The 25,822-nt window shown below is 60.2% G+C and carries 23 protein-coding genes and 1 other annotated feature; of the genes, 16 read left to right on the top strand and 7 right to left on the bottom strand.

All coding sequences use genetic code 11. From position 1 onward, the window contains the following. Positions 1 to 15: 15 nt before the first annotated feature. Both rnd and ACQZ5G_RS04240 read right to left on the bottom strand, forming a co-directional pair. Positions 16 to 1,176, bottom strand: a complete 1,161-nt coding sequence (rnd, locus tag ACQZ5G_RS04245) for a ribonuclease D (RefSeq protein WP_003520785.1) — start codon at positions 1,174 to 1,176, stop codon at positions 16 to 18. A gap of 82 nt (positions 1,177 to 1,258) precedes the next feature. Continuing rightward, entirely contained in the window at positions 1,259 to 2,530 is a 1,272-nt protein-coding gene (locus ACQZ5G_RS04240) for an MFS transporter (RefSeq protein ID WP_174039042.1), read from the bottom strand. Between the two features lie 191 nt (positions 2,531 to 2,721). Between ACQZ5G_RS04240 and aspS the strand changes: the two genes are divergently transcribed. The 4 genes from aspS (at position 2,722) to ACQZ5G_RS04220 (ending at position 8,886) form a co-directional block, all read left to right on the top strand. Further along, on the top strand, positions 2,722 to 4,509 hold the full coding sequence (gene aspS, locus ACQZ5G_RS04235; protein ID WP_003520787.1) for an aspartate--tRNA ligase: 1,788 nt from the start codon (positions 2,722 to 2,724) through the stop codon (positions 4,507 to 4,509). Position 4,510: 1 nt separating this feature from the next. Next, positions 4,511 to 4,987, top strand: coding sequence for an FUSC family protein (locus tag ACQZ5G_RS04230; protein WP_003520788.1), 477 nt, complete (start codon positions 4,511 to 4,513; stop codon positions 4,985 to 4,987). 103 nt (positions 4,988 to 5,090) lie between these two features. Beyond that, on the top strand, positions 5,091 to 7,196 hold the full coding sequence (locus tag ACQZ5G_RS04225) for a methyl-accepting chemotaxis protein (protein WP_448742660.1): 2,106 nt from the start codon (positions 5,091 to 5,093) through the stop codon (positions 7,194 to 7,196). Positions 7,197 to 7,274: 78 nt separating this feature from the next. After that, positions 7,275 to 7,330: a sequence feature (sul1 is cis-regulatory element that is thought to sense ions involved in sulfur or methionine metabolism; They are found in Alphaproteobacteria), on the top strand. Between the two features lie 74 nt (positions 7,331 to 7,404). Next, positions 7,405 to 8,886 (top strand): SulP family inorganic anion transporter, encoded by a 1,482-nt coding sequence (locus tag ACQZ5G_RS04220; RefSeq protein ID WP_448737045.1) that lies wholly within the window; start codon positions 7,405 to 7,407, stop codon positions 8,884 to 8,886. Positions 8,887 to 8,927: 41 nt separating this feature from the next. Here the strand turns inward: ACQZ5G_RS04220 and ACQZ5G_RS04215 are convergent, their stop codons facing one another. Continuing rightward, entirely contained in the window at positions 8,928 to 10,118 is a 1,191-nt protein-coding gene (locus tag ACQZ5G_RS04215; protein ID WP_448737044.1) for a hypothetical protein, read from the bottom strand. A 229-nt stretch (positions 10,119 to 10,347) separates the two neighbouring features. On the opposite strand from ACQZ5G_RS04215, the gene parC reads away from it, so the two are divergent. Further along, positions 10,348 to 12,600 (top strand): DNA topoisomerase IV subunit A, encoded by a 2,253-nt coding sequence (gene parC / locus ACQZ5G_RS04210; RefSeq protein WP_448737043.1) that lies wholly within the window; start codon positions 10,348 to 10,350, stop codon positions 12,598 to 12,600. A gap of 74 nt (positions 12,601 to 12,674) precedes the next feature. Here parC and ACQZ5G_RS04205 read toward each other — a convergent pair whose 3' ends face one another. From ACQZ5G_RS04205 to hemB, 4 genes are all read right to left on the bottom strand, one after another. Then, a complete protein-coding gene (locus ACQZ5G_RS04205; protein WP_080817244.1) occupies positions 12,675 to 12,920 on the bottom strand; it encodes an AbrB/MazE/SpoVT family DNA-binding domain-containing protein in 246 nt (81 codons plus the stop codon). 59 nt (positions 12,921 to 12,979) lie between these two features. Then, the gene (locus ACQZ5G_RS04200; protein ID WP_448737042.1) at positions 12,980 to 13,738 is read right to left on the bottom strand and encodes an arginyltransferase; all 759 of its coding nucleotides are present in this window, start codon (positions 13,736 to 13,738) and stop codon (positions 12,980 to 12,982) included. 178 nt (positions 13,739 to 13,916) lie between these two features. After that, a complete protein-coding gene (locus tag ACQZ5G_RS04195) occupies positions 13,917 to 14,375 on the bottom strand; it encodes an RDD family protein (RefSeq protein ID WP_035217820.1) in 459 nt (152 codons plus the stop codon). A gap of 97 nt (positions 14,376 to 14,472) precedes the next feature. Continuing rightward, positions 14,473 to 15,486, bottom strand: coding sequence for a porphobilinogen synthase (hemB, locus tag ACQZ5G_RS04190; RefSeq protein ID WP_137452083.1), 1,014 nt, complete (start codon positions 15,484 to 15,486; stop codon positions 14,473 to 14,475). A gap of 174 nt (positions 15,487 to 15,660) precedes the next feature. On the opposite strand from hemB, the gene ACQZ5G_RS04185 reads away from it, so the two are divergent. From ACQZ5G_RS04185 to ACQZ5G_RS04135, 11 genes are all read left to right on the top strand, one after another. Continuing rightward, positions 15,661 to 16,098, top strand: a complete 438-nt coding sequence (locus ACQZ5G_RS04185; protein WP_003496683.1) for a DUF6163 family protein — start codon at positions 15,661 to 15,663, stop codon at positions 16,096 to 16,098. A gap of 234 nt (positions 16,099 to 16,332) precedes the next feature. Continuing rightward, on the top strand, positions 16,333 to 16,842 hold the full coding sequence (gene ldtR, locus ACQZ5G_RS04180; protein ID WP_026363448.1) for a transcriptional regulator LdtR: 510 nt from the start codon (positions 16,333 to 16,335) through the stop codon (positions 16,840 to 16,842). 366 nt (positions 16,843 to 17,208) lie between these two features. Beyond that, positions 17,209 to 18,540, top strand: coding sequence for a L,D-transpeptidase family protein (locus ACQZ5G_RS04175; protein WP_003520799.1), 1,332 nt, complete (start codon positions 17,209 to 17,211; stop codon positions 18,538 to 18,540). A 193-nt stretch (positions 18,541 to 18,733) separates the two neighbouring features. Then, complete coding sequence (gene glyA, locus ACQZ5G_RS04170; RefSeq protein ID WP_020809946.1) at positions 18,734 to 20,023, top strand: serine hydroxymethyltransferase; 1,290 nt, start codon at positions 18,734 to 18,736, stop codon at positions 20,021 to 20,023. 14 nt (positions 20,024 to 20,037) lie between these two features. Beyond that, entirely contained in the window at positions 20,038 to 20,517 is a 480-nt protein-coding gene (gene nrdR, locus ACQZ5G_RS04165; RefSeq protein ID WP_003496675.1) for a transcriptional regulator NrdR, read from the top strand. A 2-nt stretch (positions 20,518 to 20,519) separates the two neighbouring features. Further along, on the top strand, positions 20,520 to 21,764 hold the full coding sequence (gene ribD, locus ACQZ5G_RS04160; RefSeq protein ID WP_448737041.1) for a bifunctional diaminohydroxyphosphoribosylaminopyrimidine deaminase/5-amino-6-(5-phosphoribosylamino)uracil reductase RibD: 1,245 nt from the start codon (positions 20,520 to 20,522) through the stop codon (positions 21,762 to 21,764). Continuing rightward, positions 21,764 to 22,375, top strand: coding sequence for a riboflavin synthase (locus ACQZ5G_RS04155; RefSeq protein ID WP_448737040.1), 612 nt, complete (start codon positions 21,764 to 21,766; stop codon positions 22,373 to 22,375). Before ribD ends, ACQZ5G_RS04155 begins: the two co-directional genes overlap by 1 nt. Positions 22,376 to 22,658: 283 nt before the next feature. Next, a complete protein-coding gene (locus tag ACQZ5G_RS04150; protein ID WP_448737039.1) occupies positions 22,659 to 23,291 on the top strand; it encodes a LysE family translocator in 633 nt (210 codons plus the stop codon). A gap of 131 nt (positions 23,292 to 23,422) precedes the next feature. Continuing rightward, positions 23,423 to 23,902, top strand: coding sequence for a 6,7-dimethyl-8-ribityllumazine synthase (locus ACQZ5G_RS04145; RefSeq protein WP_003520804.1), 480 nt, complete (start codon positions 23,423 to 23,425; stop codon positions 23,900 to 23,902). 4 nt (positions 23,903 to 23,906) lie between these two features. Next, positions 23,907 to 24,404 carry a transcription antitermination factor NusB gene (nusB, locus tag ACQZ5G_RS04140; protein ID WP_004441180.1) on the top strand — a complete coding sequence of 166 codons (498 nt, stop codon included), beginning with the start codon at positions 23,907 to 23,909 and terminating at the stop codon, positions 24,402 to 24,404. A 20-nt stretch (positions 24,405 to 24,424) separates the two neighbouring features. Further along, positions 24,425 to 25,648, top strand: coding sequence for an MFS transporter (locus ACQZ5G_RS04135; RefSeq protein ID WP_448737038.1), 1,224 nt, complete (start codon positions 24,425 to 24,427; stop codon positions 25,646 to 25,648). Positions 25,649 to 25,822 lie beyond the last annotated feature (174 nt).

Below are 25,822 nucleotides of genomic sequence, written 5' to 3'. Positions count from 1 at the left end.
GAGAGCGGCGAGCCGTTACGGCTCGCTTGCGGCAACCTCCACCGCCTCGACCTTCTTGCCGGCGAAACGCAGAGCGACTTCGCCATTGATGAGTTTCAGCGCCACATCGCCGAAGAGCTCCCGCCGCCAGCCGGTCAGCGCCGCCACGGTTGCCTTTTCGCCCTCGGCGGCGATCTTGTCCAGATCGTCGCTATTGGCGATGACCTTGGCGGCGACGCCGTGCTTGTCCGCCGTCAACTTCAGCAGAACTTTCAGAAGTTCCACGGCAGCGCCGGAGCCTTCCGGTGCGTGGCTGTGACGCGGCGCCTTCGGCATTTCCTCTTTCGGCAGCGCCAGCGCCGCATTCACCGTTTCGACGATGGCGGTGCCGGAGGCGGAGCGCTCCCAGCCCTTGGGAATGGTACGAAGCCGCGACAGCGCCTCGGCGTCCTTCGGCTGCTGCTGGGCGATTTCGAAGATCGCATCGTCCTTCAGGACGCGCGAGCGCGGCACGTTGCGGGAGCGCGCCTCACGCTCGCGCCAGGCGGCGATGAATTTGAGGATCGCAAGTTCCGTCGGTTTGCGCAGGCGCGACTTCAGCCGCAGCCAGGCATCGTCGGGATGCATGTCATAGGTGTCGCGAGACTCGAGAATATCCATCTCTTCGGTCAGCCACAGCGAGCGGCCTTCGCGCTCGAGCTGGGCTTTCAGCGAGAGATAGACATCGCGCAGATGGGTCACGTCAGCCAGCGCGTAATCCAGCTGCTTTTCGGTCAGCGGACGGCGGCTCCAGTCGGTGAAACGCGAGGATTTGTCGATCTGGACGTTTTTGATCTTCTGCACCAGCTGGTCGTAGGAGATCGAATCGCCGAAACCGCAGACCATGGCGGCGACCTGCGTGTCGAAGATCGGGTGCGGAATAAGCCCGCCGAGATGGTAGATGATCTCGATATCCTGTCGCGCCGCGTGGAAAACCTTCACGACATCGGGATTGGCCATCAGTTCGAAAAGAGGGGTCAGATCGAGACCCTTCGCCAGCGGATCGACCAGCACTTCGAGCGTCGGGCTTGCCATCTGCACGAGGCAGAGTTCCGGCCAGAAGGTCGTTTCCCGCAGAAATTCGGTGTCGATGGTGATGAATTCCGATTTCGCCAGTTCCGTGCAGGCTTCGGCGAGGGCGGCAGTCGTTTCAATCATTGTTATTGGCCAATCGTGAAAATTATCCGTCTTACTTTCCCTTTGCCGGGCGCATGTCAATACAAAGCCCGCTTTTGAAGGCTCAAGGATCGTTTTTCTCGGGCGGATGGGGCTCCGCTTCATCCTTTTTGGGTGGCGGAGCCGCGGCGAGCTTCTGGAAATAGGCTGAGGTGCGCAAAAGCGAGCTGAACCGCCAGTTCCGCTCCTCCACGGGCACACCTTCGCGCACCTGCAGCCGGTAGATGGTATAGGCGATGAAAACGATCTGGATCGCGGCCGTATAGCTGAACAGTGCCTTCGGGCCGAATTGGTCGATCAGCACGGAGGCGAGCAGCGGCCCGACGGTTGCGCCCACCGACCAGAAGAACAGCAGTCCGGCCGACATCATCGCGTGTTCGCCTTCCCTGGCGTGGTCGTTGCCATGGGCGGAACTCAGCGAATAGAGCGGCAGGGCGAAGGCACCGAAGATGAAGACGCCGATGATGTTGCTCCACTCATCGGTGCCGGCGAAGAAGGCGAGAAACAGGCCGACGACGACCGAGCCCGCCGTGGTGGCGAGAATGATGATGCGCCGGTCATAACGGTCTGAATAGACGCCGAGCGGATATTGCAGCACCACGCCGCCGATGATGCCGGCGCTCATGAAGGTGGCGATGGCGGTGACGGAAAGGCCGATCTGTTCGGCATAGATCGGGCCGATATTGCGAAATGCCGCCATGCTGAGACCGACGGCCACGCAGCCGACCACGGCAAGCGGCGAGATGCGCCAGACGGCGAAGAGATTGAAGGGTATCTGTTTCGGCGGCGCAGGGTTGGATTTGTCGGCAAGCGAGATCGGCACCAGTGACAGCGTCAGCGCCATGGCGATCAGCGAAAACACCACCGGTCCGTCGATGCCGGCAACGGGAATGATATATTGCGCAAGCGTGACGGAGCCGAGATCGACGAAACGATAGATGGAGAGCGTGCGCGCCCGATTGGAATTGGTGACCTGCGCGTTGATCCAGCTTTCGATGGCCGCGAAAAGACAGGCGACGGCAATGCCGGTGACGAAGCGCATCAGCATCCAGAACAGGGGATGGATGAGGAGCGGCATGGCGATCGCTGCGGCGGATGCGACGGCCGCCATGGTGGCGAAGGTGCGGATATGGCCGATCTTGCGCAGAAGTCGCGTCACCGAAATGCAGCCAAGCGCGAAACCGAAGCTGTAGGCGGCGCTGATAAGGCCGATGGTGCTGGCGGAAAACCCTTCGGAGAGACCGCGCAGCGCTATATAGGTTCCCTGCAGGCCGTTGCCGCCGATCAGGATACCGGCGGTGACGAGAAGCGGGATAAGAGGTCTGATCTGGCTCATTGCGGGCCGACTCGGTTTGGCGGGCTGGATTAGCCCTATCTAAAGCGAAGGCAGGGGAAAGGACAGGCTGAAGGCGACATTGTTGTGCTTTGCCTTGACAAATCAGGCTGGCCATGCGCTTTTCCGGCAAATTTCGACAGTGCCGCCCATCTGGCCTCCATCGGGCCCACGACACGTTCCAGGATAAAAAAATGCATCGTTACCGCAGCCACACCTGTGCCGCTCTCCGCAAGTCCGACGTCGGCGAAACCGTTCGCCTTTCCGGTTGGGTTCATCGCGTGCGAGATCATGGCGGCGTTCTCTTCATCGACCTTCGCGACCATTACGGCATCACCCAGGTGGTGGCCGATCCGGACAGCCCGGCCTTCAAGGTTGCCGAAACCGTGCGCGGCGAATGGGTCATCCGCATCGACGGCCTCGTCAAGGCCCGCTCGGAAGACACCGTCAACAAGGGCATGGCCACCGGCGAGATCGAGCTTTATGCGCAGGAAATCGAGGTTCTCGGTGTTGCCAAGGAATTGCCGCTGCCGGTCTTCGGCGAGCCTGATTATCCTGAAGACGTTCGCCTGAAATACCGCTTCCTCGATCTTCGCCGCGAGACGCTGCACAAGAACATCGTCAAGCGTACGCAGATCATCTCCGCCATGCGCACCGGCATGGCCGATGCCGGTTTTGCCGAATATACGACGCCGATCCTCACCGCTTCCTCGCCGGAAGGCGCGCGCGACTTCCTGGTGCCTTCGCGTATCCATGAAGGCAAGTTCTTCGCCCTGCCGCAGGCGCCGCAGCAGTACAAGCAGCTTCTGATGGTCGCCGGTTTCGACCGTTATTTCCAGATCGCGCCGTGCTTCCGCGATGAAGACCCGCGCGCCGACCGCCTGCCGGGCGAATTCTACCAGCTCGACGTCGAAATGAGCTTCGTGACCCAGGAAGATGTCTGGACCACGATGGAGCCGATGATGACGGCCGTGTTCGAGAAATTCGCCGAAGGCAAGCCGGTTACCAAAGAGTGGCCGCGCATTCCCTATGACGAGGCGATCCGCAAATATGGTTCCGACAAGCCGGACCTGCGCAACCCGATCGTCATGGAAGCCGTGACCGAACATTTCGACGGTTCGGGCTTTAAGGTCTTCGCCAACATGATCGCCTCCAACCCGAAGGTGCAGGTCTGGGCCATTCCGGCCAAGACCGGCGGCTCGCGCGCTTTCTGCGACCGCATGAACGCATGGGCACAGTCTCAGGGCCAGCCCGGCCTCGGCTACATCTTCTGGAAGGAAGAGGACGGCAAGGTCGGCGGTTCCGGTCCGCTCGCCAAGAACATCGGCGAAGAACGCACTGAGGCGCTGCGCACGCAGCTCGGCCTTGAGGCGGGTGATGCCTGCTTCTTCGTCGCCGGCGATCCGGCCAAGTTCTACAAGTTTGCCGGTGAAGCGCGCACCCGCGCTGCCGACGAACTGAACCTGATCGATCGTGACCGCTTCGAAATGTGCTGGATCGTCGATTTCCCCTTCTTCGAATACAACGAGGAAGAAAAGAAGATCGATTTCGCCCACAACCCCTTCTCCATGCCGCAGGGCGGTCTGGAAGCGCTGGAAGGGCAGGATCCGCTCTCCATCAAGGCGTTCCAGTATGACGCGGTCTGCAACGGCTTCGAAATCGCCTCCGGCTCGATCCGTAACCAGTCGCCTGAGCTGATGGTCAAGGCCTTCGAAAAGGTTGGCCTGTCGCAGAGCGATGTGGAAGAGCGCTTCGGCGGTCTCTACCGCGCCTTCCAGTATGGTGCGCCGCCGCATGGCGGCTGCGCATTCGGCATCGACCGCGTCGTCATGCTGCTGGTCGGCGCGAAGAACCTGCGCGAAATCACGCTGTTCCCGATGAACCAGCAGGCGCAGGACCTCCTGATGAACGCGCCGTCGCCGGCAACGCCGACCCAGCTTCGTGAGCTGGCGCTGCGCGTCGTTCCGTCCAAGAAGGACTGATATGGTGAAGACGCTGCTCGACCGGGTTCGCGCAGCCTTCACCCGTGCATTGGCGGCCGCACTTGCGGCCGCTTTTGCGTTCTGGGTCGCGCACCGGTGGCTGGGTCACCCGCAACCCGTCTTTGCCGCAATCAGCGCGCTTATCTGCCTTGCTCCGGGAATTCCAAGCCACGTTCGTCAGGGCCTAGGCCTGATGGTTGGTGTCACCGTCGGCATTCTCGTCGGAGAGATTGCGCTCCTTGTCCCGCATGACTTCGCTGAAATCCGGTTGGCCTCGGCGACCTTCATCGCCATGATTCTTGCGTCCATGTTCGGCCTGCCGCCGGTCGTGCCGATACAGGCTGGCGCTTCAGCCATGCTGGTGCTCTTGATGGGGCCGCAGGCTGCCGGTTTTGTCCGTTTTGTCGATGTGATCGTGGGTGTGGCGACCGGTGTAGCCGTAGCGCTCGTCTTCTTTCGCGAGCGGCTGAAGCTCTAGCGGTCTTGTCATAAAACCTTAATTAAACTGACAAATCCGGTAGAGGAGTTCTTAAACCTTCTCAATCATTCATCCCATCGTGAAATCTGCAAACGAGGGTTGAATGTTTTCGCTGATCTCGACGTTTAAAATTGCGCATCGCGTATCCATGCTCGCACTGGCTGCGCTGTGCGGGATCGCCGTCATCGCGGGCATGCTGCTCTGGCAAAGACAGATGGAGGCGCGTTATCGCGTCGCCGAAGAGACGCTGATCGAGCGGGACGGGGTGCTGGCGGCGCTAGAGGACGGCTTGCATGAAAGCCGTCTTCACCAGAGAGATTTTCTGCTGACCCGCGATATGAAATCCGTTGCGCGGTTTGACCAGACGATGGGCCAGGTTCGGCAATCTTTGAACCATCTTGCAGACGAGGCTACACCGCAGACCCGGATGCGGCTCGAAACGCTCGCGCAGGGTGCTTCGACCTATTCCGACCGCATGAAGGCGCTGGTCGCCAAGAACGCGGAACTGGGCCTCACGCCTGCCGAGGGCCTTGAGGGCGCCATGCGCAACGGCGTGCATTCCATCGAAAAGCTCATCGATGCCGTCGCCAATGCCGAAATCCGTGCCAGCATGCTGATGATGCGCCGGCATGAAAAGGATTTCATTTTGCGGCGCGATGAAGCCTATACGGGCAAACATGCCGACGAGGTGGAAACCTTCAAGGCGCTGGTGAAGCTGGAATACCGGCCGGGCGCGGAGCGCCAGCGCATCATGGATGCACTGGAAATATATACCGCCTCCTTCCGCTTTTATGCTCAGGCCGTGCTGGAGGAGGAGAAGGCGCGCGAAACCGTCGCCACTGCCTATAATGCGCTGCTGCCCGTCGTCGCGGATATTTCCACGGCCTATCGCCAGGAGCGGGAAACCAGCGCGCTGAAAAATCAGACTGCGGCGGAAACAACCGTTTCCATCGTCGTCGCGCTTATCGCGCTCGCCGTTATCAGCCTTTTTGCCGGAGTTTATCTCATCGGCCGTTCGATAACCCGCCCAGCCACCGCCATTACCGGTGCGATGCGTCGTCTGGCTGGAGGTGAGACGGAGTTCGACGTCCCCGGCCTTCGCCGCAGTGACGAGTTTGGCGCCATGGCGCAGGCGCTTGAGGTTTTCCGGCAGGCGGCTATCGCCAAGATAGAGCTGGAGACCGAAGCCCTTGTCGCCCGCCGGCAGGCCGAAGAGGAAAAAGCGCGATTCCAGCGCGAGGCGGAGGCCGAGGCGAAGACGCGGCTGATGCAGGCGACGACCGGACTTGCGGCGGCGCTGCATCGCCTTGCCGCCGGCGACCTCTCCTTTGAACTCCATGAGCCTTTCGCCCCGGATTTCGAAGCCCTGCGTCACGATCTCAACCGGACGATCCGCCAGCTCGATGCCGCCATGTCCGGCGTCGTGCAGTCGAGCGTGGCCATCGATGGCGGCAGTCAGGAAATCAGCCAGAGTGCCGCCGATCTCGCCCGCCGCACCGAGCAGCAGGCCGCCTCGCTGGAGGAAACCGCCGCCGCGCTGGATGAATTGACGGCGAATATCCGCATTTCGGCGGAACGTGCGGTGGAAGCCCGCGCGGTCGCCCATTCGACCGACGAGGACGCCAGCCGCACGGCCGACCTCGTTGTCGATACGATCATGGCGATGGAGAAGATCGAGCAATCGTCAGGCCGGATCGGCAATATCATCGGCGTCATCGACGAGATTGCCTTCCAGACCAACCTTCTTGCACTCAATGCCGGCGTGGAGGCGGCGCGCGCAGGCGAGGCGGGGCGCGGTTTCGCCGTCGTCGCGCAGGAGGTCAGGGAACTGGCGCAGCGCTCCGCGAAGGCCGCCGCCGAAATCAAGGTGCTTATCCATGCCTCCGGTACAGAGGTGAAGGACGGCGCGCGCTTCGTGCGGGAAACCGGCGCGGCCCTGTCGCGCATTGGTGGCTCTGTGAAGACGATCAACGACCATATCGAAGCCATCGCCGCCGCGACGAAAGAGCAATCGCTGGGGCTCTCCGAGATCAACACCGCAATCAATCATCTCGATCAGGGCACGCAGCAGAACGCCGCCATGGTTGAGGAGAACAATGCCGCCAGCGCCATGCTGGCGGGCGAGACGGCGCGTCTCAAGCAACTGGTCCATCAGTTCCGTCTGGGCGATGCAGAAATGCGGGAGTATGGCGGGCGCGAAGCGGCCTGAAGCGTACGATCGCAGACATCGAAAGCGGGTGCGCAACTTGCCGCCCGCTTTTTTGCTGTTTATAGGTGAATTACTCACCACGGACCCGGTGAAATTCCGGGTGGCTCTTCTGGCCGCCGATCCGCCAGACAACGCAAAGCACCGACATTTCATTTCAATCTACCGGACATGGCTCCGGCCGGTGCGTCATTCTTTGCGAAAAAATCAAATGAACAGATTTCAGACTTACAGACGTCAGTGGTTTTCCAATATTCGCGGCGATCTCCTTTCCGGCATCGTCGTGGCACTCGCCCTCATTCCCGAAGCCATCGGCTTTTCCGTCATCGCCGGGGTCGATCCGAAGGTGGGATTGTTCGCCTCCTTTGCGATTGCCTGCGTCTCCGCCTTCACCGGTGGCAGACCGGGCATGATCTCGGCGGCAACCGCCGCCACCGCCGTCCTGATGGTCACGCTCGTCAAGGAACACGGGCTGCAATATCTCTTCGCCGCCACCATTCTCATGGGCGTGCTGCAAATTCTGGCGGGCCTTGTAAAACTCGGCCGGGTGATGCGCTTCGTCTCGCGTTCGGTCATGACCGGCTTCGTCAATGCGCTGGCGATCCTGATTTTCATGGCGCAATTGCCCGAACTGATCGGCGTGCCGGTCGAAACCTACGTCATGATCGTGGCCGGTCTTGCGATCATCTATCTCTTCCCGCTGGTCACCAAAATAGTGCCGTCGCCGCTGGTCGCCATCATCACTCTCACCTGTGTCGCCGTCTTCTCCGGCATGGATATCCGCACGGTCGGCGATCTCGGTGAGTTGCCCTCGACGCTGCCGATATTCGCCCTGCCGCAGGTGCCGCTGACCTTCGAGACGCTGCAGATCATCTTTCCCTATTCCGTGGCGCTCGCCGCCGTCGGTCTTTTGGAATCGCTGCTGACCGCGCAGATCGTCGACGACATGACGGATACGGGCAGCAACAAGAGCCGGGAATGCATCGGGCAGGGGACGAGCAACATCGCCTCCGCCCTCATCGGCGGCATGGGCGGCTGCGCCATGATCGGCCAGTCCGTCATCAATGTCAGCTCCGGCGGTCGCGGCCGCTTGTCCACTTTCGTCGCGGGCGCCTTCCTGCTGTTCCTCATACTGGTGCTGGATGATCTCGTACGCATCATTCCCATGGCCGCGCTGGTCGCGGTGATGATTATGGTCTCCATCGGCACATTCTCGTGGCGCTCCATCCTCGATCTGCGCCGCAACCCGCCATCCTCCAGCATCGTCATGCTGGTGACGGTCGGCACGGTGCTTGCGACCCATGATCTTGCAAAGGGCGTGTTGGCCGGCGTCCTTCTCTCCGGCGTGTTTTTCGCAGGCAAGGTTTCAAAGCTTTTCCATGTCCGGCCGGAGCTTTCGGCCGATGGCCGGGAGCGGATCTATCGTGTCGATGGCCAGATTTTCTTTGCCTCGACGGAAAGCTTCATTGCCGCCTTCGATTTCGCCGAGGAGGTTGAGGCGGTGACAATCGATGTCACGCAGGCGCATCTGTGGGACATTTCCGCGGTCGGTGCGCTGGACAAGGTGGTGCTGAAATTCCGCAAGGCCGGCAGGCGGGTCGAGGTGATCGGCGTCAACGAGGCGAGCGCTCACATGATCGACCGCTTCGCCCTGCACGATAAACAGGATGGCGCTGCCGCGTCGCTGCACTGAGTGCAAAAGAAAAGCCCCGGCATGACCGGGGCTTTTTGGTTCTATTCGTTTGCCGTCACCGTTACGCCGAGCATTTTCGGCAGGGTGTTCGGCGCGCCCATGGCAGCGCCCATGATCATCGGGAACGGAACCGGCTTTTCCGGCTCCGCCGTGATCGAGAAGTTCTTCGGATTGTCGACATAGGCGTTGACGGCCGCCGACACCATGTTCTGCAATTCCGGAACGTTGAGCGAGGCCATCATGATCGGGGCCATGCCCTTGATGGTCTGGGCAAGCTGATCGCCCGTCATGCCCTGCTGGCTTGCCGCATAGTCGATGGCGCGCTTGGTGATGCTGGCGTCTTCGAAGCTGATTTCAGCGTTGATGAAGGAGAGCTGCTGCATCAGGCCGAGCATGGCGAGACTTGCTGCCTGGTCCGCCTGTTCCTTGTTCGGATTGGCGGCCTGCGCCTTCACCGTCTCCTGCATCGACTTGATGAAGGCGAGCGTGTAGCCGGAGAAACCGAACGACATGTTCAGGCGGCCGACATCATCGAGGTCGATGGCGTATTCTTCAACATCGATAGTACCGGAGGCCACTTCCCAGCTGCCGCTCATGGTCATGTCGCCGGAGAGCGCCTGCAGTTTCAGCTTTTCAATCGCGTCCTTGGTCGCAGGATCGGTCACTTCGCTGAGATCGGCCTTGAAACCGGAAGCGTCGAGTTCGAAGCCGATAGAGTTCTTGTCATCGCTGACCGACATCGTCGCGCTGGTTTCCTCAAGCGAGAAAGCCGGCTTGCCGTCGATGGAAACGGAAACCGGACCGCTATGTGCTTCGTCGTAGAACATCAGCGCATCGACGGTGCCGGTGGTGGAGTCTGCGGGAATGACGAGACCGGACATGTAAATGTCGCTTGCCTTGATCTCTACATTTTCCTGCTTGTAGTCGATATTGTCGAAGCGGGCGTTCTTGATCTTGTAGCCGCCGTTGTTTTCCTCGACGCCTTCGAGCGTCACATTGCCGACCGGGATCTTCTTGGCCGGATCGGCGACCGCGTTGAAGGTCACGCTGTTGAGGGTCACCGTCGAGCCGTTGACGGCGACGGAACCGGCGACGATCTCGCCGCCCTGCGCGGCATAGGCCGCATTGATCTTCTTCAGCACATCCCCGCCATCCAGCGCGAAAGCCGGCGCCGAAAGCGTAAGAAGCGCGGCGCTCGCGAAAAGAACCTGCCGGGTGGATTTCAGTCTCATGATGTTTCTTCCCTCAACGTACGGCTGTGTACCGTGTTCGAATTCGAATGCTGATACTTATATTCGCGATTATTCAAAGGTCTATAGGATTTAGATCGATTCCCATGACGGCGGCATTGCGGCATTTGCAACGCGGTTAACAAAAAATCGCATGAAAGGGTTGCGTTCATCCACAGGCGCGACCCCCGAATTTCTTGCCGGGAATCGGCATTTCCGCTAGTCAAGCACCATGGGAAAAAATCTTGTACCTCCGTCCGGCGGAGACGATAACATTCATCCGGTCGATTTGAAGGCGGCGCTTGAAGAGCGCTACCTCGCTTACGCCTTGTCCACGATCATGCATCGTGCGCTGCCGGATGTGCGCGACGGCCTGAAGCCGGTTCACCGCCGCATCATTCACGCCATGAGTGAAATGGGCATTCGCCCCAACTCGGCCTTCAAGAAATGCGCCCGTATCGTCGGTGACGTGATCGGTAAATTCCACCCGCATGGCGACCAGTCTGTCTATGACGCGCTGGTGCGTCTCGCACAGGATTTCTCGCAGCGTTATCCGATCGTGGACGGGCAGGGCAATTTCGGCAATATCGATGGCGACGGCGCCGCCGCCTATCGTTACACCGAAGCGCGCATGACCGAGGTTGCGGCGCTGCTGCTCGAGGGCATCGGCGAGGATGCGGTGGATTTCCGCGCCACCTATAACGAGGAAGACGAGGAACCCGTCGTCCTGCCGGGCGCATTCCCCAATCTGCTCGCCAACGGGGCCTCCGGCATCGCGGTGGGCATGGCGACCTCGATCCCGCCGCACAACGCCCATGAACTTTGCGACGCGGCGCTTCATCTCATCAAACATCCCGATGCGACGGTTGAAAAGCTGGTGGAATTCATTCCCGGCCCCGACCTGCCGACCGGTGGCGTGATCGTCGAAAGCCGCGAGAATATTCTCGATGCCTATAAGACCGGCCGCGGCGGTTTCCGCGTGCGCGCCAAATGGGAAACGGAAGATCTCGGCCGCGGCGGTTACCAGATCGTCATCACCGAAATTCCTTTCCAGGTGCAGAAATCGCGCCTGATCGAGAAGATCGCCGAGCTGCTGATTGCCCGCAAGCTGCCGCTTCTCGAGGATATTCGCGACGAATCGGCCGAAGATGTGCGCATCGTGCTGGTGCCGAAGAGCCGTACCGTCGATGCGACGCTGCTGATGGAATCGCTGTTCCGCCTGTCCGACCTCGAAAGCCGCCTGCCGCTCAACATGAACGTGCTGTCGCTCGGCAAGGTGCCGAAGGTGATGGCTCTGAACGAGGTGCTGAGCGAGTGGCTGGCGCACCGCAAGGACGTGCTGGTCCGCCGTTCCCGCCACCGTCTGGCGGCCATCGACCGCAGGCTGGAAATTCTGGGCGGCCTGCTCGTTGCCTATCTCAATCTCGATGAGGTCATCCGCATCATCCGCGAAGAGGATGAGCCGAAACAGGTGATGATGGCCAAGTGGTCGCTCACCGACAATCAGGCCGAAGCCATCCTTAACATGCGGCTGCGCAACCTGCGCAAGCTCGAAGAATTCGAAATCCGCAAGGAATTCGACGAACTCAGCAACGAGAAGGCTGAAATCGAGGGGCTGCTCGCTTCCGATGACAAGCAATGGCAGACCGTCGCCTGGGAAATCGGCGAGGTCAAAAAGAAATACGCCAAGGCAACCGAGATCGGCCGCCGCCGCACGCAGTTCGCGGATGCGCCGGACGCCGATATCGAGGCCATCCAGCAGGCGATGATCGAAAAGGAACCGGTCACCATCGTCATCTCGCAGAAGGGCTGGATCCGGGCGCTGAAGGGGCACATGTCCGATACCTCGTCGCTCACCTTCAAGGAAGGCGACGGCCCGAAACTCGCTTTCCCGGCGCAGACGACCGACAAGCTGCTGCTGCTGACGACGGGCGGCAAGGCCTATACGCTCGGCGCTGACAAGCTGCCGGGCGGTCGTGGCCATGGCGAGCCGATCCGCATCATGGTCGATATGGAGAACGATCAGGACATCCTGACCGCCTTCGTGCACGATCCGTCGCGCAAGCTGCTGCTCGTCTCCACCGCCGGCAACGGTTTCATCGTGCCCGAGAGCGAAATGGTCGCGAATACCCGCAAGGGCAAGCAGATCATGAATGTCTCGATGCCGGATGAAGCAAAGCTCGCCGTGCCGGTCACGGGCGATCATATCGCTGTCGTGGGCGAGAACCGCAAGCTGCTCGCCTTCCCGCTGGCGCAGGTGCCGGAAATGTCGCGCGGCAAGGGCGTGCGCCTGCAGCGCTACAAGGATGGCGGCGTCGTCGACGTGAAATGTTTCGCGCTTGCCGAAGGCTTATCATGGTCCGACACGGCCGGGCGTCTCTTCAACAAGGTGGGTGAAGAACTGCGCGAATGGCTGGCCGACCGCGCAACGGCGGGCCGCACCGTGCCGAAGGGCTTTCCGCGTAGCGGGAAATTTGGCGGCTGATATTTGAATGTCGTCCCGGGGCTGTCCCGGGACGTTTTCAATCTCATGTGTTGGGCAATCAAACCATCGAGTGCTTATGACTTCGCGAGCGCTTTTAAAGCAACGTGGTACTTGCGCATCGCTTGCCGTGCATGTTCCAGCTGACGATCAAAGTCACCTGTTGCTTCTTCGTTCGGGCTCTCAGCAGTTCGCAATTCAAGTACGGTGCCGTCAGTTCCTAAGCTGAGAACGTCGCCAATCTTCCAGCCAAGCCGTTCAAGCATATCCTTCGGGATTACAACGCCTGCCTCTTCACCGATCTCGCAAATGGTTGATTTCATCTGAAATACTCCAAGTTTGATTGGAGTTTAGCATGCGATTTTGACGGTTGGCCCAACCGTTACTTTTCTTCCGGCGTATAAACCTCCCACCCGCGCGACGTCAGATGTTCCTGCGGATGGTAGCGGGTCTTGTAACCCATCTTTTCCGAACCATCGACCCAGTAGCCGAGATAGACATGCGGCAGGCCAAGCGCGCGGGTGCGGGTAATGTGATCGATGATCATGAAGGTGCCGAGCGAGCGTTTTTCGAGATCGGGATTGAAGAAGGAATAGACCATCGAGAGACCGTCGCTCATCACGTCGCTGAGCGCCACGGCCAGAAGTTCGCCGCGCTTGCTGGAATCGATGCCGGAGCCGGGTTCGCGCACGCGATATTCGATGATGCGGGTGTTCACATGCGTGTCTTCCACCATGATCGCATAGTCCAGCGCCGACATGTCGGACATGCCGCCCGACTGGTGGCGGTGGTCGAGATAGCGGCGAAACAGGGCGAATTGTTCGGTGGAGGGCTCCGCGGCGTGAACGGTGGCGACGACATCCCTGTTGGCGGCCAGAACACGCCGCATCGATTTCGTCGGCTGGAACTGTTCGGTCAGGATACGCACGGAGACGCAGGCGCGGCAGTTTTCGCAGGCTGGGCGATAGGCGATGTTCTGCGAGCGCCTGAAACCGCCCTGGGTCAGAAGATCGTTCATTTCCGAAGCGCGCGGGCCGACCAGATGGGTGAAGACCTTCCGCTCCATCTGGTTCGGCAGATAGGGGCAGGTGGCCGGCGCCGTAAGATAGAATTGGGGAGAGGGCGTCGCCTGCGTGTTCATCGAACCGTGATCGCCTCCTGCGTCTGTTATGAAAGCGCGCCGCGATTTCACGGGGTCGGCGGCGGCGCTTCAAGCGACATGCATAATGTCACAGAATGGCAAAATGCCGGAAAACGTCAACTGCGAGATGCGGCATTTGCGGGGTTTGAAAGCCACGTTTGCGTGGCTTTCCGCAATATCAGCGCGTTCTGACGATGACGGTGCCGAGCAGGAAGTCGTGAACGAGGCGCGAGCGCTCGGTAAACAGGCCTGCAAGCAGGATAAGCGGCGTCAAAACCGAGTTGATGACCCAGAAAAGCACGATGTGAACGGTCGACAGCAGGAAATCGATTCGCCGTCCGTCCATCCGCGCCATGGCTATCCCCATCGCCCGCATGCCGGGGGTGGCCTGCGAGGGGCCGCCGAGCGTCATGCCGAAATAAAGCACCGCAACGATGACGAACAGCGCCGGATAGAGGAAGAAGCCAAGGCCGAGGGTAATCACGCCAAGGAAGAAGACGATGACCGCGGCCGGGATGCACAGCAGGAGAACGATCGCATAATCGATCAGGAATGCGAAGACCCGCCGGCTCAGGACGCCGCTATAGGCGCGCCAGTCATCCGGTGCGGCATAAGTGGGGTTCTGGTCGAGGCTCATCGGTCGTTTTCTCCTGAGAGGGTATGACAGCGCGGCATGAGTGCCGTGTCAGCTGACAATATGGGAAGAAAACGACCGAATACAATAAGTGCGGGCTTCAGCCCTTTGCGAGTTTGCGTGCGGCCTCGATGGCGAAATAGGTCAGAACGCCATCGCAACCGGCACGCTTGAAACAGAGAAGCGTTTCCATCATCACGCGCTCGCCGTCGATCCAGCCATTCATGGCGGCAGCCTTGATCTGGGTATATTCGCCGGAGACCTGATAGGCGAAGGTCGGCAGGCCGAAATTTTCCTTCAGCCGCCAGCAGATGTCGAGATAGGGCAGGCCGGGCTTGACCATCAGCATATCGGCACCTTCCTCCACGTCGAGGGCGGCATCGCGGATCGCCTCCATGCCGTTGGCAGGGCTGATGTAATAGCTGTTCTTGTCGCCCTTCAGCAGGCCGGCCGTGGAGATGGCCTCGCGATAGGGACCGTAGTATCCCGAAGCGAATTTCGTCGCATAGGACATGATGCCGACATTCTGGTGCCCGGCGGCATCGAGACCGCGACGGATGGCGCCGATACGGCCATCCATCATCTCCGATGGAGAAATAATGTCCGATCCGGCTTCCGCCTGAAGGATCGCCGCCTTGACGACCTGTTCCACCGTCTCGTCATTGACGATCTCGTCGCCGCGCAGAATGCCGTCATGGCCGTGGCTGGTGAAGGGATCGAGCGCGACATCGGTGATCATGCCGATATTGGGAACGGCTTTTTTGACGGCGATGGTTGCCTGATTGATGAGATTATTCGCCTCGAGCGCGTTGGAACCGGTCTCGTCGCGCAGTTCCATTTCGATGTTCGGGAAGGTCGCGATTGCCGGAATGCCGAGATCGGCAGCTTCTTTTGCGGCTTCGACCAGTTTGTCGACGCTCATCCGGTTGACGCCGGGCATCGCCGGAATGGGATCGAGAATATTGCTGCCCGGCACGATGAAGACCGGCCAGATGAGATCGTCGACGGTGAGGCGGCTTTCCTGCACCAGACGGCGCGTCCAATCCGCCTTGCGATTGCGCCGCATGCGGCGATGGCCGGTGATCTCGTCGACCAGATGCGTTTTGTCCTGCATGTAAGAATGTCCTTCGATCAAATTTGGAAAGCTGCATAGCATGAAGCTTGGCCCATGCGAATGCGACAATCTTCCCTCATCGGCGTCCTGCGATGACGATGATGCTTTGACAAGGCAGGCGGCGGGATTCAATATGGGCTGGTCGCCCGTTCGTCGAGACCGTATCTTCCGGCCATGGAACCTGATTCTCAACCTCTGCCGAAACGCCCGCTTACGGAAATCCTCTTTCTGGTCTTCATGAGGCTGGTCGCGGTTTCCTGTTTCTGGTTCGGCTTGCAATATTGGGCGATGCTGACGGGCTATTCGCTTGGAGGTCACGGAAGGTTCGATATGCTGAACCTGCCCTGGCGCGTGGCCGGCAGCGCGCTGGCCGTTATTTTCCCTGTCGCGGCACTCGGTCTCTGGCTCGGGGCCTCCTGGGGCGCGGTCATGTGGGTCATGGGCGCGGGTGCGCAGATCGCCATGTATAAGGTGTGGCCGCATATCTTCGGCGCCAACACGCTCGTACCCGTCATGCACGGCCTTGTGGCAACCATTTATATACTATTCCTGGTCGCTTTCTGGCTGGATCAGCGCCAGAATGAAGAACGCGCAAGAATTGATTTACCATAAGAATAAAGCAATTCGGCCTGATTTTGGGCCGCATTTAATGGCTAAGTCATTGATTTATAATGCATGACCTTGGACCATTTCCGCTTCGCCACAAGTTGGGCCCTCCGGGGAAAATGCAGGTAACCATTTGTTAATCGTAGCTTTTAAGTAGAATTTTATGCGCATTGATTAGGTTCTCACTCAAGGCGGGAGACAAACAAACACACCGCCAAACAAAACAGTGAGGCAGTCATGATCAATAGCAAAGTTAAGCCCCAGGCCGTTGTTGCCGATGCACATGAAGATACCATCCGCTCGCTCTACATGGAGTCGCTGCACCTGGTGGAACGTCTCCACCGCCGCCTCCTCGATGTCATCAAGGATGAGTTCGACCGTCAGGGTCGTGATGACGTCAACGCCGTTCAGGCCCTGCTGCTGTTCAACATCGGCAATTCCGAACTGACGGCCGGCGAGCTTCGTTCCCGCGGTTATTACCTCGGCTCGAACGTCTCTTATAACGTCAAGAAGCTGGTCGATCTCGGTCTCATCAACCACCAGCGCTCGCGTGTCGACCGTCGCTCGGTCCGCATCAGCCTGACGGAAAAGGGCCAGGAAATCGCCGAAACGGTTGCCCGCCTTTATGAACGCCACGTCGGCTCGATCGAAAAGGTCGGCGGCATCGGCACCGGCGAGTTCTCCGAAATGAACAAGCTGCTGCAGCGCCTCGATCGCTTCTGGAACGACTCGATCGCTTACCGCCTGTAATATCGCGACGGTTTCACTGTTTAAGCCGGGAGCATCCTTTTGCTCCCGGCTTGCGGATTCCGCGTTGGGCGTTTTTGCGTGTCAAGCCCAGCCCTTCTTCGAGCCTTCGCCCTGTTTCTCAGGCGAACAAAGCTTCGTGAGGTGAGGCCCGTGACACGAATCGGCCATATTGATATGGGACCGGCAAGGGTGAAGGAGCCGGCTGTTTCTCCTGCTGTCGCGGCAAGTCCCGACCGTTCTGCCAGACAATGGCGCCTAATGGATGGGTATTGAGTATTACCAGCCGGCAGACACGTTGTACGTGTTTGTTAATCATATTGATTTAGGCATTGTTGAGAATGCCGAAGAGAGTGGCTGGTAGGTAGAATGACAAAGAAATCCGTTTCCGATTCCGTATCGCGCCGCGCGCTTCTGCGTTCGGCCGTTTCCGTTGGCGCTGCCGCGCTTGCCGCGCCGGCCTTTGCGCAGAACGCGCTCAACGATCTCATGGGCTCTTCGCGCCGCGGTAACTGGGATGACCAGTTCGACGCCAATACGTCGCGTTCGGCCGTGGGCGTCGTTTCCAACAATCCGGTTCTCGGACGCGAAGCGCCGGTCTACATGCAGCAGGCGATCATGCAATATCAGCAGATCGTGCAGAATGGCGGCTGGCCGGAAGTGCCCGCGTCCCAGCAGCGTCTCCAGATCGGCGTCTCCGATCCTTCCGTACAGGCGCTGCGCCAGCGACTGATGGTATCCGGCGACCTGCCGCGCGAAGCCGGCATTTCCAGCGCCTTCGATAGTTACGTCGATGGCGCGCTGAAGCGTTTCCAGGCCCGTCATGGCCTTCCGGCAGATGGCGTCAGCGGCGAATACACCACGAAGGCGCTCAATGTTTCGGCTCAGATCCGTCTGGCGCAGCTGCAGACCAACCTCGTTCGCATCCAGTCCATGTCCGGCGATCTCGGCCAGCGTCACCTGATGGTGAATATCCCTGCCGCCGCCATCGAAGCCGTTGAAAATGAACGCGTCGTGCTGCGCAACACGGCTGTCGTCGGCCGCGCCAGCCGCCCGACCCACGTCATCAACTCCAAGATCTACGAGGTCATCCTCAACCCTTACTGGACCGCGCCGCGTTCGATCGTCGAAAAGGACATCGTGCCGCTGATGCAGAAGGATCCGACCTATCTGGAGCGGAACAATATCCGCCTCATCGACGGCAAGGGGCAGGAAGTTTCGCCAACCGCAGTCGACTGGTTCGCGCCGAAGGCTCCGAACCTGATGTTCCGTCAGGACCCGGGCAAGATCAATGCCATGTCGTCCACGAAGATCAACTTCCACAATCCGAACAACGAATATATGCACGACACGCCGCAGCAGGGCCTGTTCAACAAGCTGATGCGTTTCGAATCCTCCGGCTGCGTGCGCGTGCAGAACGTGCGCGACCTGACGAGCTGGCTGTTGCGCGACACGCCCGGCTGGTCGCGTCAGGAAATGGAGCGCGTCATCGCCACCCGCGTCAACACGCCGATCAAGCTGGCGCAGGAAATCCCGGTCTATTTCGTCTACATCACCGCGTGGTCGGCGAAGGACGGCGTGGTGCAGTTCCGCGACGACATCTATGAAAAGGACGGCAATGCCGAACTGGCGCTCAACACCACGAGCGGCATGGAACAGCCCGCCGGCCCGGTGGATGACGATCTGTTGCCGCGCAACTGATCCGGCATCCATTTCATTCAATCACCATGAGCCGCACCTTCGGGTGCGGCTTTTTTTTTGGCGATTTTCTGAAAACCTCTGTCGTTTTTTGTCGCAACGTCGCAGTTTGACGGGCAAATCTCGCTGCCCGTATTGCTCTTGTCGGGGCAGGGCGCTAAGACGCCATCGCATTACTGTTTCAGGAGCCTTCACCATGTCGAACACAGATGCTTTCTTCTCCCGTCCGCTTGCCGATGTCGATCCGGAAATTTTCGGCGCGATCGAGAAGGAACTGGGTCGCCAGCGCCACGAGATCGAACTGATCGCCTCGGAAAACATCGTTTCCCGCGCCGTGCTCGAAGCGCAGGGTTCGATCATGACCAACAAATATGCGGAAGGTTATCCGGGCAAGCGTTATTACGGCGGCTGCCAGTTCGTCGACATCGCTGAAGAACTCGCCATCGAACGCGCCAAGAAGCTGTTCGGCGTCAACTTCGCCAACGTTCAGCCGAACTCCGGTTCGCAGATGAATCAGGCCGTGTTCCTCGCGCTGCTCCAGCCGGGCGATACCTTCATGGGTCTCGACTTGAACTCGGGAGGCCATCTGACGCACGGTTCGCCGGTCAACATGTCCGGCAAGTGGTTCAACGTCGTTTCCTACGGCGTGCGTGAAGGCGACAACCTGCTCGACATGGACGAGGTGGAGCGCAAGGCCAAGGAACACAAGCCGAAGCTCATTCTCGCCGGCGGCACCGCCTATTCGCGTGTCTGGGACTGGAAGCGCTTCCGCGAGATCGCCGATGAAGTCGGCGCCTATCTGATGGTTGACATGGCCCACATCGCCGGTCTCGTTGCCGGTGGCCAGCATCCGTCGCCGTTCCCGCACTGCCATGTCGCCACCACCACCACGCACAAATCGCTGCGCGGTCCGCGCGGGGGCATGATCCTCACCAATGACGAGGATCTGGCCAAGAAGTTCAACTCGGCCGTCTTCCCCGGTCTGCAGGGCGGCCCGCTGATGCACGTCATCGCCGCCAAGGCCGTTGCCTTCGGTGAAGCGCTGAAGCCCGAGTTCAAGGACTATGCCGCACAGGTCGTCAAGAACGCCAAGGCGCTGGCCGAAACGCTGGTCGAAGGCGGTCTGGATGTCGTCTCCGGCGGCACCGATAACCACCTGATGCTGGTCGATCTTCGCAAGAAGAACGCCACCGGCAAGCGCGCGGAAGCCGCACTTGGCCGCGCCTACATCACCTGCAACAAGAACGGCATTCCTTTCGATCCGGAAAAGCCCTTCGTCACCTCCGGTGTCCGTCTCGGCACGCCGGCCGGCACGACGCGCGGTTTCAAGGAAGCGGAATTCCGCGAAATCGGCAAGCTGATCGTCGAGGTTCTCGATGGTCTGAAGGTTGCCAATTCGGATGAGGGCAACGCCGCCGTCGAGGCTGCGGTGCGTGAAAAGGTCGTCGGCCTGACGGACCGTTTCCCCATGTATCCGTACATGTAAGAGAAAGGACGAAGATGCGCTGCCCTTTTTGCGGTTCTGAAGACACGCAGGTCAAGGACTCGCGTCCGGCGGAGGACAATACCTCCATCCGCCGGCGGCGCATCTGCCCCGATTGCGGCGGCCGCTTCACGACCTATGAGCGCGTGCAACTGCGCGAGCTGATGGTCATCAAGAAAAGCGGCCGCAAGCTGCCCTTCGACCGGGAAAAGCTGGTGCGGTCCTTCGAGATCGCGCTGCGCAAGCGCCCGGTCGATCGCGACCGGATCGAGCGTGCCGTCTCCGGCATCGTTCGCCGCCTGGAAAGTTCCGGCGAGACGGAAATTCCCTCGGAAGAAATCGGCCTGCAGGTTCTAGAGGCGCTGAAGAGCCTCGATGACGTGGCCTTCGTGCGTTACGCCTCGGTCTATCGCGATTTCAGCCATGCCGAGGATTTCGAGAACGTGATTGCCGAAATCAACGCCAAGATCGCCCGCGATACGGACGCCGGAGTCTAGCCGTGACCACCCGCGCCGATGACGAAAGATTCATGGCCCGGGCAATCGAGGTTTCTCTCCGCCATCAAGGTCAGACGCTTACCAATCCCTCCGTCGGCTGTGTTCTCGTCAAGGACGGGAAAATCATCGCCGAAGCGGTGACTGCCATCGGCGGTCGCCCCCATGCCGAACGTCAGGCGCTGGAAATCGCCGGCGAGGCGGCACGCGGCGCGACCGCCTATGTGACGCTCGAACCCTGTTCCCATTGGGGCAAGACCCCGCCCTGCGCCAATGCCCTGGTGGAATACGGCGTCGCCCGCGTCGTGGTGGCGGTGGATGATCCGGACGAGCGTGTTTCCGGCCGTGGTTATGCGATTTTACGGGACGCGGGCATTGTCGTGGAAACCGGCCTGTTGCGGGATGAGGGTAAGAGAGCGCTGGCCGGTTACCTCACGCGTCAGGTGAAAAAACGCCCGCATGTGATTCTGAAGCTTGCCGTTTCCGCCGATGGCATGATCGGCAGGAAAGGCGAGGGGCAGGTGGCGATTACCGGTCCCGAGGCGCGCCATGCCGTGCATGAACTCCGGGCGCGTTGCGATTGTATCCTTGTGGGAATTGGCACGGCGATTGCCGACGATCCGGAACTGACGGTGCGTATTGCCGGCATGGAGCAGCGTTCCCCGGTGCGGATCGTGCTGGACCGGCAGTTAGAATTGCCTTTGACGTCTAAGCTGGTGAGGACTGCGCGGGAGGTGCCGGTGGTCGTTGCGGCGTTACCCCCCTCTGCCCTGCCGGGCATCTCCCCCTCACGGGGGGAGATCGGCAAGGGGCTGGCCGCTCGCTCAAATTTCGACTCCACCTCTCATTCGTCAACCTTCAAGGTCGGGCAAGGCAGCGCCCCATCGATCTCCCCCCTTGAGGGGGAGATGCCCGGCAGCGCAGAGGGGGGTGGCCGCGAGTCAAAGCGTCAACTTCTCACCGACGCCGGCGTCCAGATCCTCGAAGCCCCAACGCTTGAAAACCTCCTCCACATCCTCGCCGAAAGCGGCATGTCGGAACTTCTGGTCGAAGGCGGCGCCTTTGCCGCAAAATCATTCCTTGAAGCGGGGCTGGTGGACCGTATCATGCTGTTCGAAAGCCCGGTGGTGATCGGTGAGGGCGGCATTGAAACGCCGCTCAAACGTGCCGATATTCCGGGCGACTACGCTCTGCTCAGCGAAACCGCTTATGGGCCGGATCGCTGCTTCGATTATGAAAGGCCGATTTGATGTTTACCGGAATTGTCACCGACGTCGGAACCGTTTCCGAGCTGGAAGCTCTGGCCGAAGGCGTGCGTCTGCGGGTGGCGACCAATTACGATCCCAAGACCATCGATATGGGCGCGTCCATCTCCCATGGCGGCGTCTGCCTGACGGTGACGAGACTGCCGGAAGACGGCAGCAATGAGCGCTGGTACGAGGTCGAGGCATGGGAAGAGGCGCTGCGCCTGACGACGATTGCCGGCTGGCAAAAGGGTACCCACGTCAATCTGGAGCGGGCGCTCAAGATCGGCGATGAGCTTGGCGGCCACATCGTCTCTGGCCATGTCGATGGCAGGGCGGAAATCCTTTCGGTGGAATCGGAAGGCGAGGCGATGCGCATCCGTCTGCGCGCGCCGGAGCATCTGGCGAAATTCGTGGCGCCCAAGGGTTCCGTGGCGCTCGACGGCACCTCGCTGACCGTCAACGCCGTCGAAGGCACGGATTTCGACGTGCTGTTGATCCGCCATACGCTGACCGTCACCACCTGGGGCGAACGCCAGCCGGGCGATTTCGTGAATTTCGAAGTCGATACCATGGCGCGTTATGCCGCAAGGCTTGCGGAATTTCCCTCGGCATGAGCTGGAGTGCTGGCTCGGTGGTTTATTATCGCTGATACCTCTCCCTCTCGTCATTCCGGCCTTGAGCCGGAATCCAGCCAGCCCAAGTCTTTGGGCTGAAAAGAGTTTTTCCGCCGCGCAGACGCACGTCGACTGGATTCCGGCTCAAGGCCGGAATGACGGAAGGGCTTTCTGGTTGTCCGACATTGTGACAGATCAATTCTTGTCCGAGACTCTGCTTCCGATTGACGCGCGAACGTTATAAAGACGTCTTTAGGCCCAAACGGGGTAGGGGAAATACATCATGCCGTCTTTCGAACTACTGACAGCCTTTTTCATAACCACCGCCTTATTCGCCTATATCCCCGGTCCGGCCATGCTTTACGCGGCGGCGCAGACCATGGCGCGCGGACGGTTTGCCGGGCTGATGGCGGTGCTTGGAATCCATGTCGGCTGCTATTTCCACATTTTTGCCTCTGCGGCAGGGCTTTCGGTGCTGTTTCAGGCCGTTCCGTGGCTTTATCTCGCCGTGAAGCTCTGCGGCGCGCTTTATCTCGTCTGGCTCGGTTTCTCGATGCTGCGCAGCAAGCTTGAAGGCGAGGCGGTCAATCTGGCCATCGAGCCGAAATCGGCCCGCCGCGCCTTTGTCGACAGCATCATCGTCGATGTGCTCAATCCGAAGACGGCGCTGTTCTTTCTGGCCTTCCTGCCGCAATTCGTCGATCCGGCGGCAGCCTTTCCGGTCTGGCTGCAATTGCTGATCCTCGGCATTGCCGTCAATTTCATTTTTTCCTCGGCCGATCTTGTCGGGGTGCTTCTCGCGGGCGCCATGGTTGGGCGTTTGAAGCGTTCCGGCGCGGTGCAGGTGCTCGCCCGGCGCGCTGCCGGGACGGTGTTGATGGGGCTTGGCGTCCATCTAGCCTTCCAGAAAACCTGATTGTCGCGGAGCCTCGCCGGAAGGCGTGAAACCCGGCCAAATGCCTTGCCGACGCGGCCCCTTGCGCCGCTGATACATGAAATTACTTGCCAAAAACGGCCAGCCGTGGTTTGACCGCCGCAAAAGCCGGTATGATCCGGCATCAAGCTTTTCAGGAAAATATCATGTCCAAACCCCATCTTCTTATCGTGGAAGCACGTTTTTACGACGATATGGCGGATGCCCTTCTCGAAGGCGCGAAATTCGCGCTCGATGAAGCCGGCGCCACCTATGACGTCATCACCGTTCCCGGCGCGCTGGAAATCCCCGCCGCCATCGCCATGGCGCTTGACGGTGCTGACAATGACGGCACGGAATATGACGGTTTCGTTGCGCTCGGCATGGTCATTCGCGGTGAGACCTACCACTTCGACATCGTCTCCAATGAATCTTCCCGCGCCCTGATGGATCTCGCCGTCAGCGAATCGCTGCCGATCGGCAACGGCATCCTCACCGTCGAGAATGACGAGCAGGCATGGGCGCGCGTGCGTCGTTCCGACAAGGACAAGGGCGGTTTCGCGGCGCGTGCGGCGCTGACGATGATCGAGCTGAAGAAAAAACTGGGTGGCTGAACGCATGTCGAATGTTGAAAATGGCGGCGAACCGCGCCAGCCTTCGGTAAAGCCCGCCAACCAACGCGGCGCGGCCCGCCTTGCGGCCGTGCAGGCGCTTTACCAGATGGATGTCGGCGGAACCGGCGTCATGGAAGTCGTGGCCGAATACGAGGCGCACCGTCTCGGGCAGGAAGTCGACGGCGATACCTATCTGAAGGCCGATCCTTCATGGTTCCGTTCCATCGTCTCCGGCGTCGTCCGCGATCAGACGAAGATCGACCCGCTGGTGCGCTCCGCCCTTCTGGAAGACTGGCCGCTGTCGCGTCTCGATGCCACCGTGCGCGCCATCCTGCGTGCCGGCACTTTCGAGATTCTCGAGCGCAAGGACGTGCCGGTCGCCGTCATCGTCACGGAATATGTTGAAATCGCCCGTGCTTTCTTTGAGCACGATGAGCCGAAGCTGGTGAATGCGGTGCTTGACCGCATTGCCAAGCAGGTGCGCGGCGAGGCGAAACGCTGAAATAAAAAGATGAGGAAGAGATGAGCGCGGTTTCCGTCCCCGGACTTGAAGTTCAACTGGACGAGGCGAAGCGCAACGTCTTCCTCCTCACCATCGCGCAGGCGATCATGGGATCGGCTGCGCCCTTAAGCTTTTCGGTCGGCGCGCTTGCCGGCTATCAGCTGCTCGGCGCGGATAAGTCGCTGGCGACCGCGCCTCTCACCGGCTTCAATATCGGCGTTGCGCTCGGCGCGATCTGCGTGGCGGCCGCATCCCGCTTCCTCGGCCGCAAGGCAGGCTTCATGGTCGGCGCGCTGATGTGCTCCATTGGCGGCGGCATTGCCGCCGTGGCGCTCTTCCGTTCGGATTTTTGGCTATTTGCCGTCGGCCTGCTGCTGATCGGCATTTCCGGCGGCTTTACGCAAAAAATCCGTTTTGCCGCGGCCGACGCCTCTCCATCCTTTTACAAGCCGAAGGCGATCTCCTGGATTCTGGCGGGCGGCATCATTTCCGCCATCGTCGGGCCGCAACTCGCCATCTTCGGCAAGGACTTGCTTGCGCCGGTCACCTTTGCCGGCGCTTTTCTGGCGCTCGTTCCGCTCGGCCTCGTTTCCATCGCCATTCTGGCGTTTCTGAAATTGCCCGATCCCAAGGCGGCCGCCGCCCATGTCGAATCGGTAAGGCCGCTGTCGGAAATCGTCCGCACGCAGCGTTTCGTCGCCGGCATGATCTGCGGCATCGGTTCCTATGCCCTGATGACCTTCATGATGACCGGCGCACCGCTCGCCATGGTCGTCGGCTGCGGTTTCCCCACCGAACTCGCCACGCTCGGCATCCAGTGGCACGTGCTCGCCATGTTCGGCCCGAGCTTCTTCACCGGCATGCTGATTTCCCGATTCGGTGCGGAAAAAATCGTTGCGGCGGGCCTTATTGTGCTGATGGCTTGTGCCATCGTTGCCCATATGGGCATAGAGCTGTGGAATTTCTGGGCGGCGCTCATCCTGCTCGGCCTCGGCTGGAATTTCGGCTTCATCGGCGCAACCGCCATCATCACCTCCAGTTACCGCCCGCATGAGGCGGACAAGGTGCAGGGTTTCCACGATATCGTGCTGTTTGGCACCGTGGCGCTGTCATCCTTCTCTTCCGGCAAGGTATTTACGGCCTGGGGCTGGTCGGTGATGAACCTCGTCATCTGGCCGGTTGCCGGGCTTTGCCTCCTGCTTGTCCTGTCGCTCGTCCTGACAAGCCGCAAAAAAGCAGCCTGAGTCGCGCGCCGCACTCTACTCCTTTCAAGTTTCAGGCAAATTTGTGGGCTTGACGCGGCACCTCGCGCCAACGCAATCTCCGCTCCGAGGACATTTTTCCTTGGGAGGGGAACAAATGCCCAAGACGGGATTTGGGACAGGCCGTCCGCATCTCCCTGCACAAGGTTTCGCCAC

It is taken from the genome of Agrobacterium sp. 22-214-1 (assembly GCF_053522465.1).
This window is presented reverse-complemented; position numbering and strand designations above follow the sequence as displayed.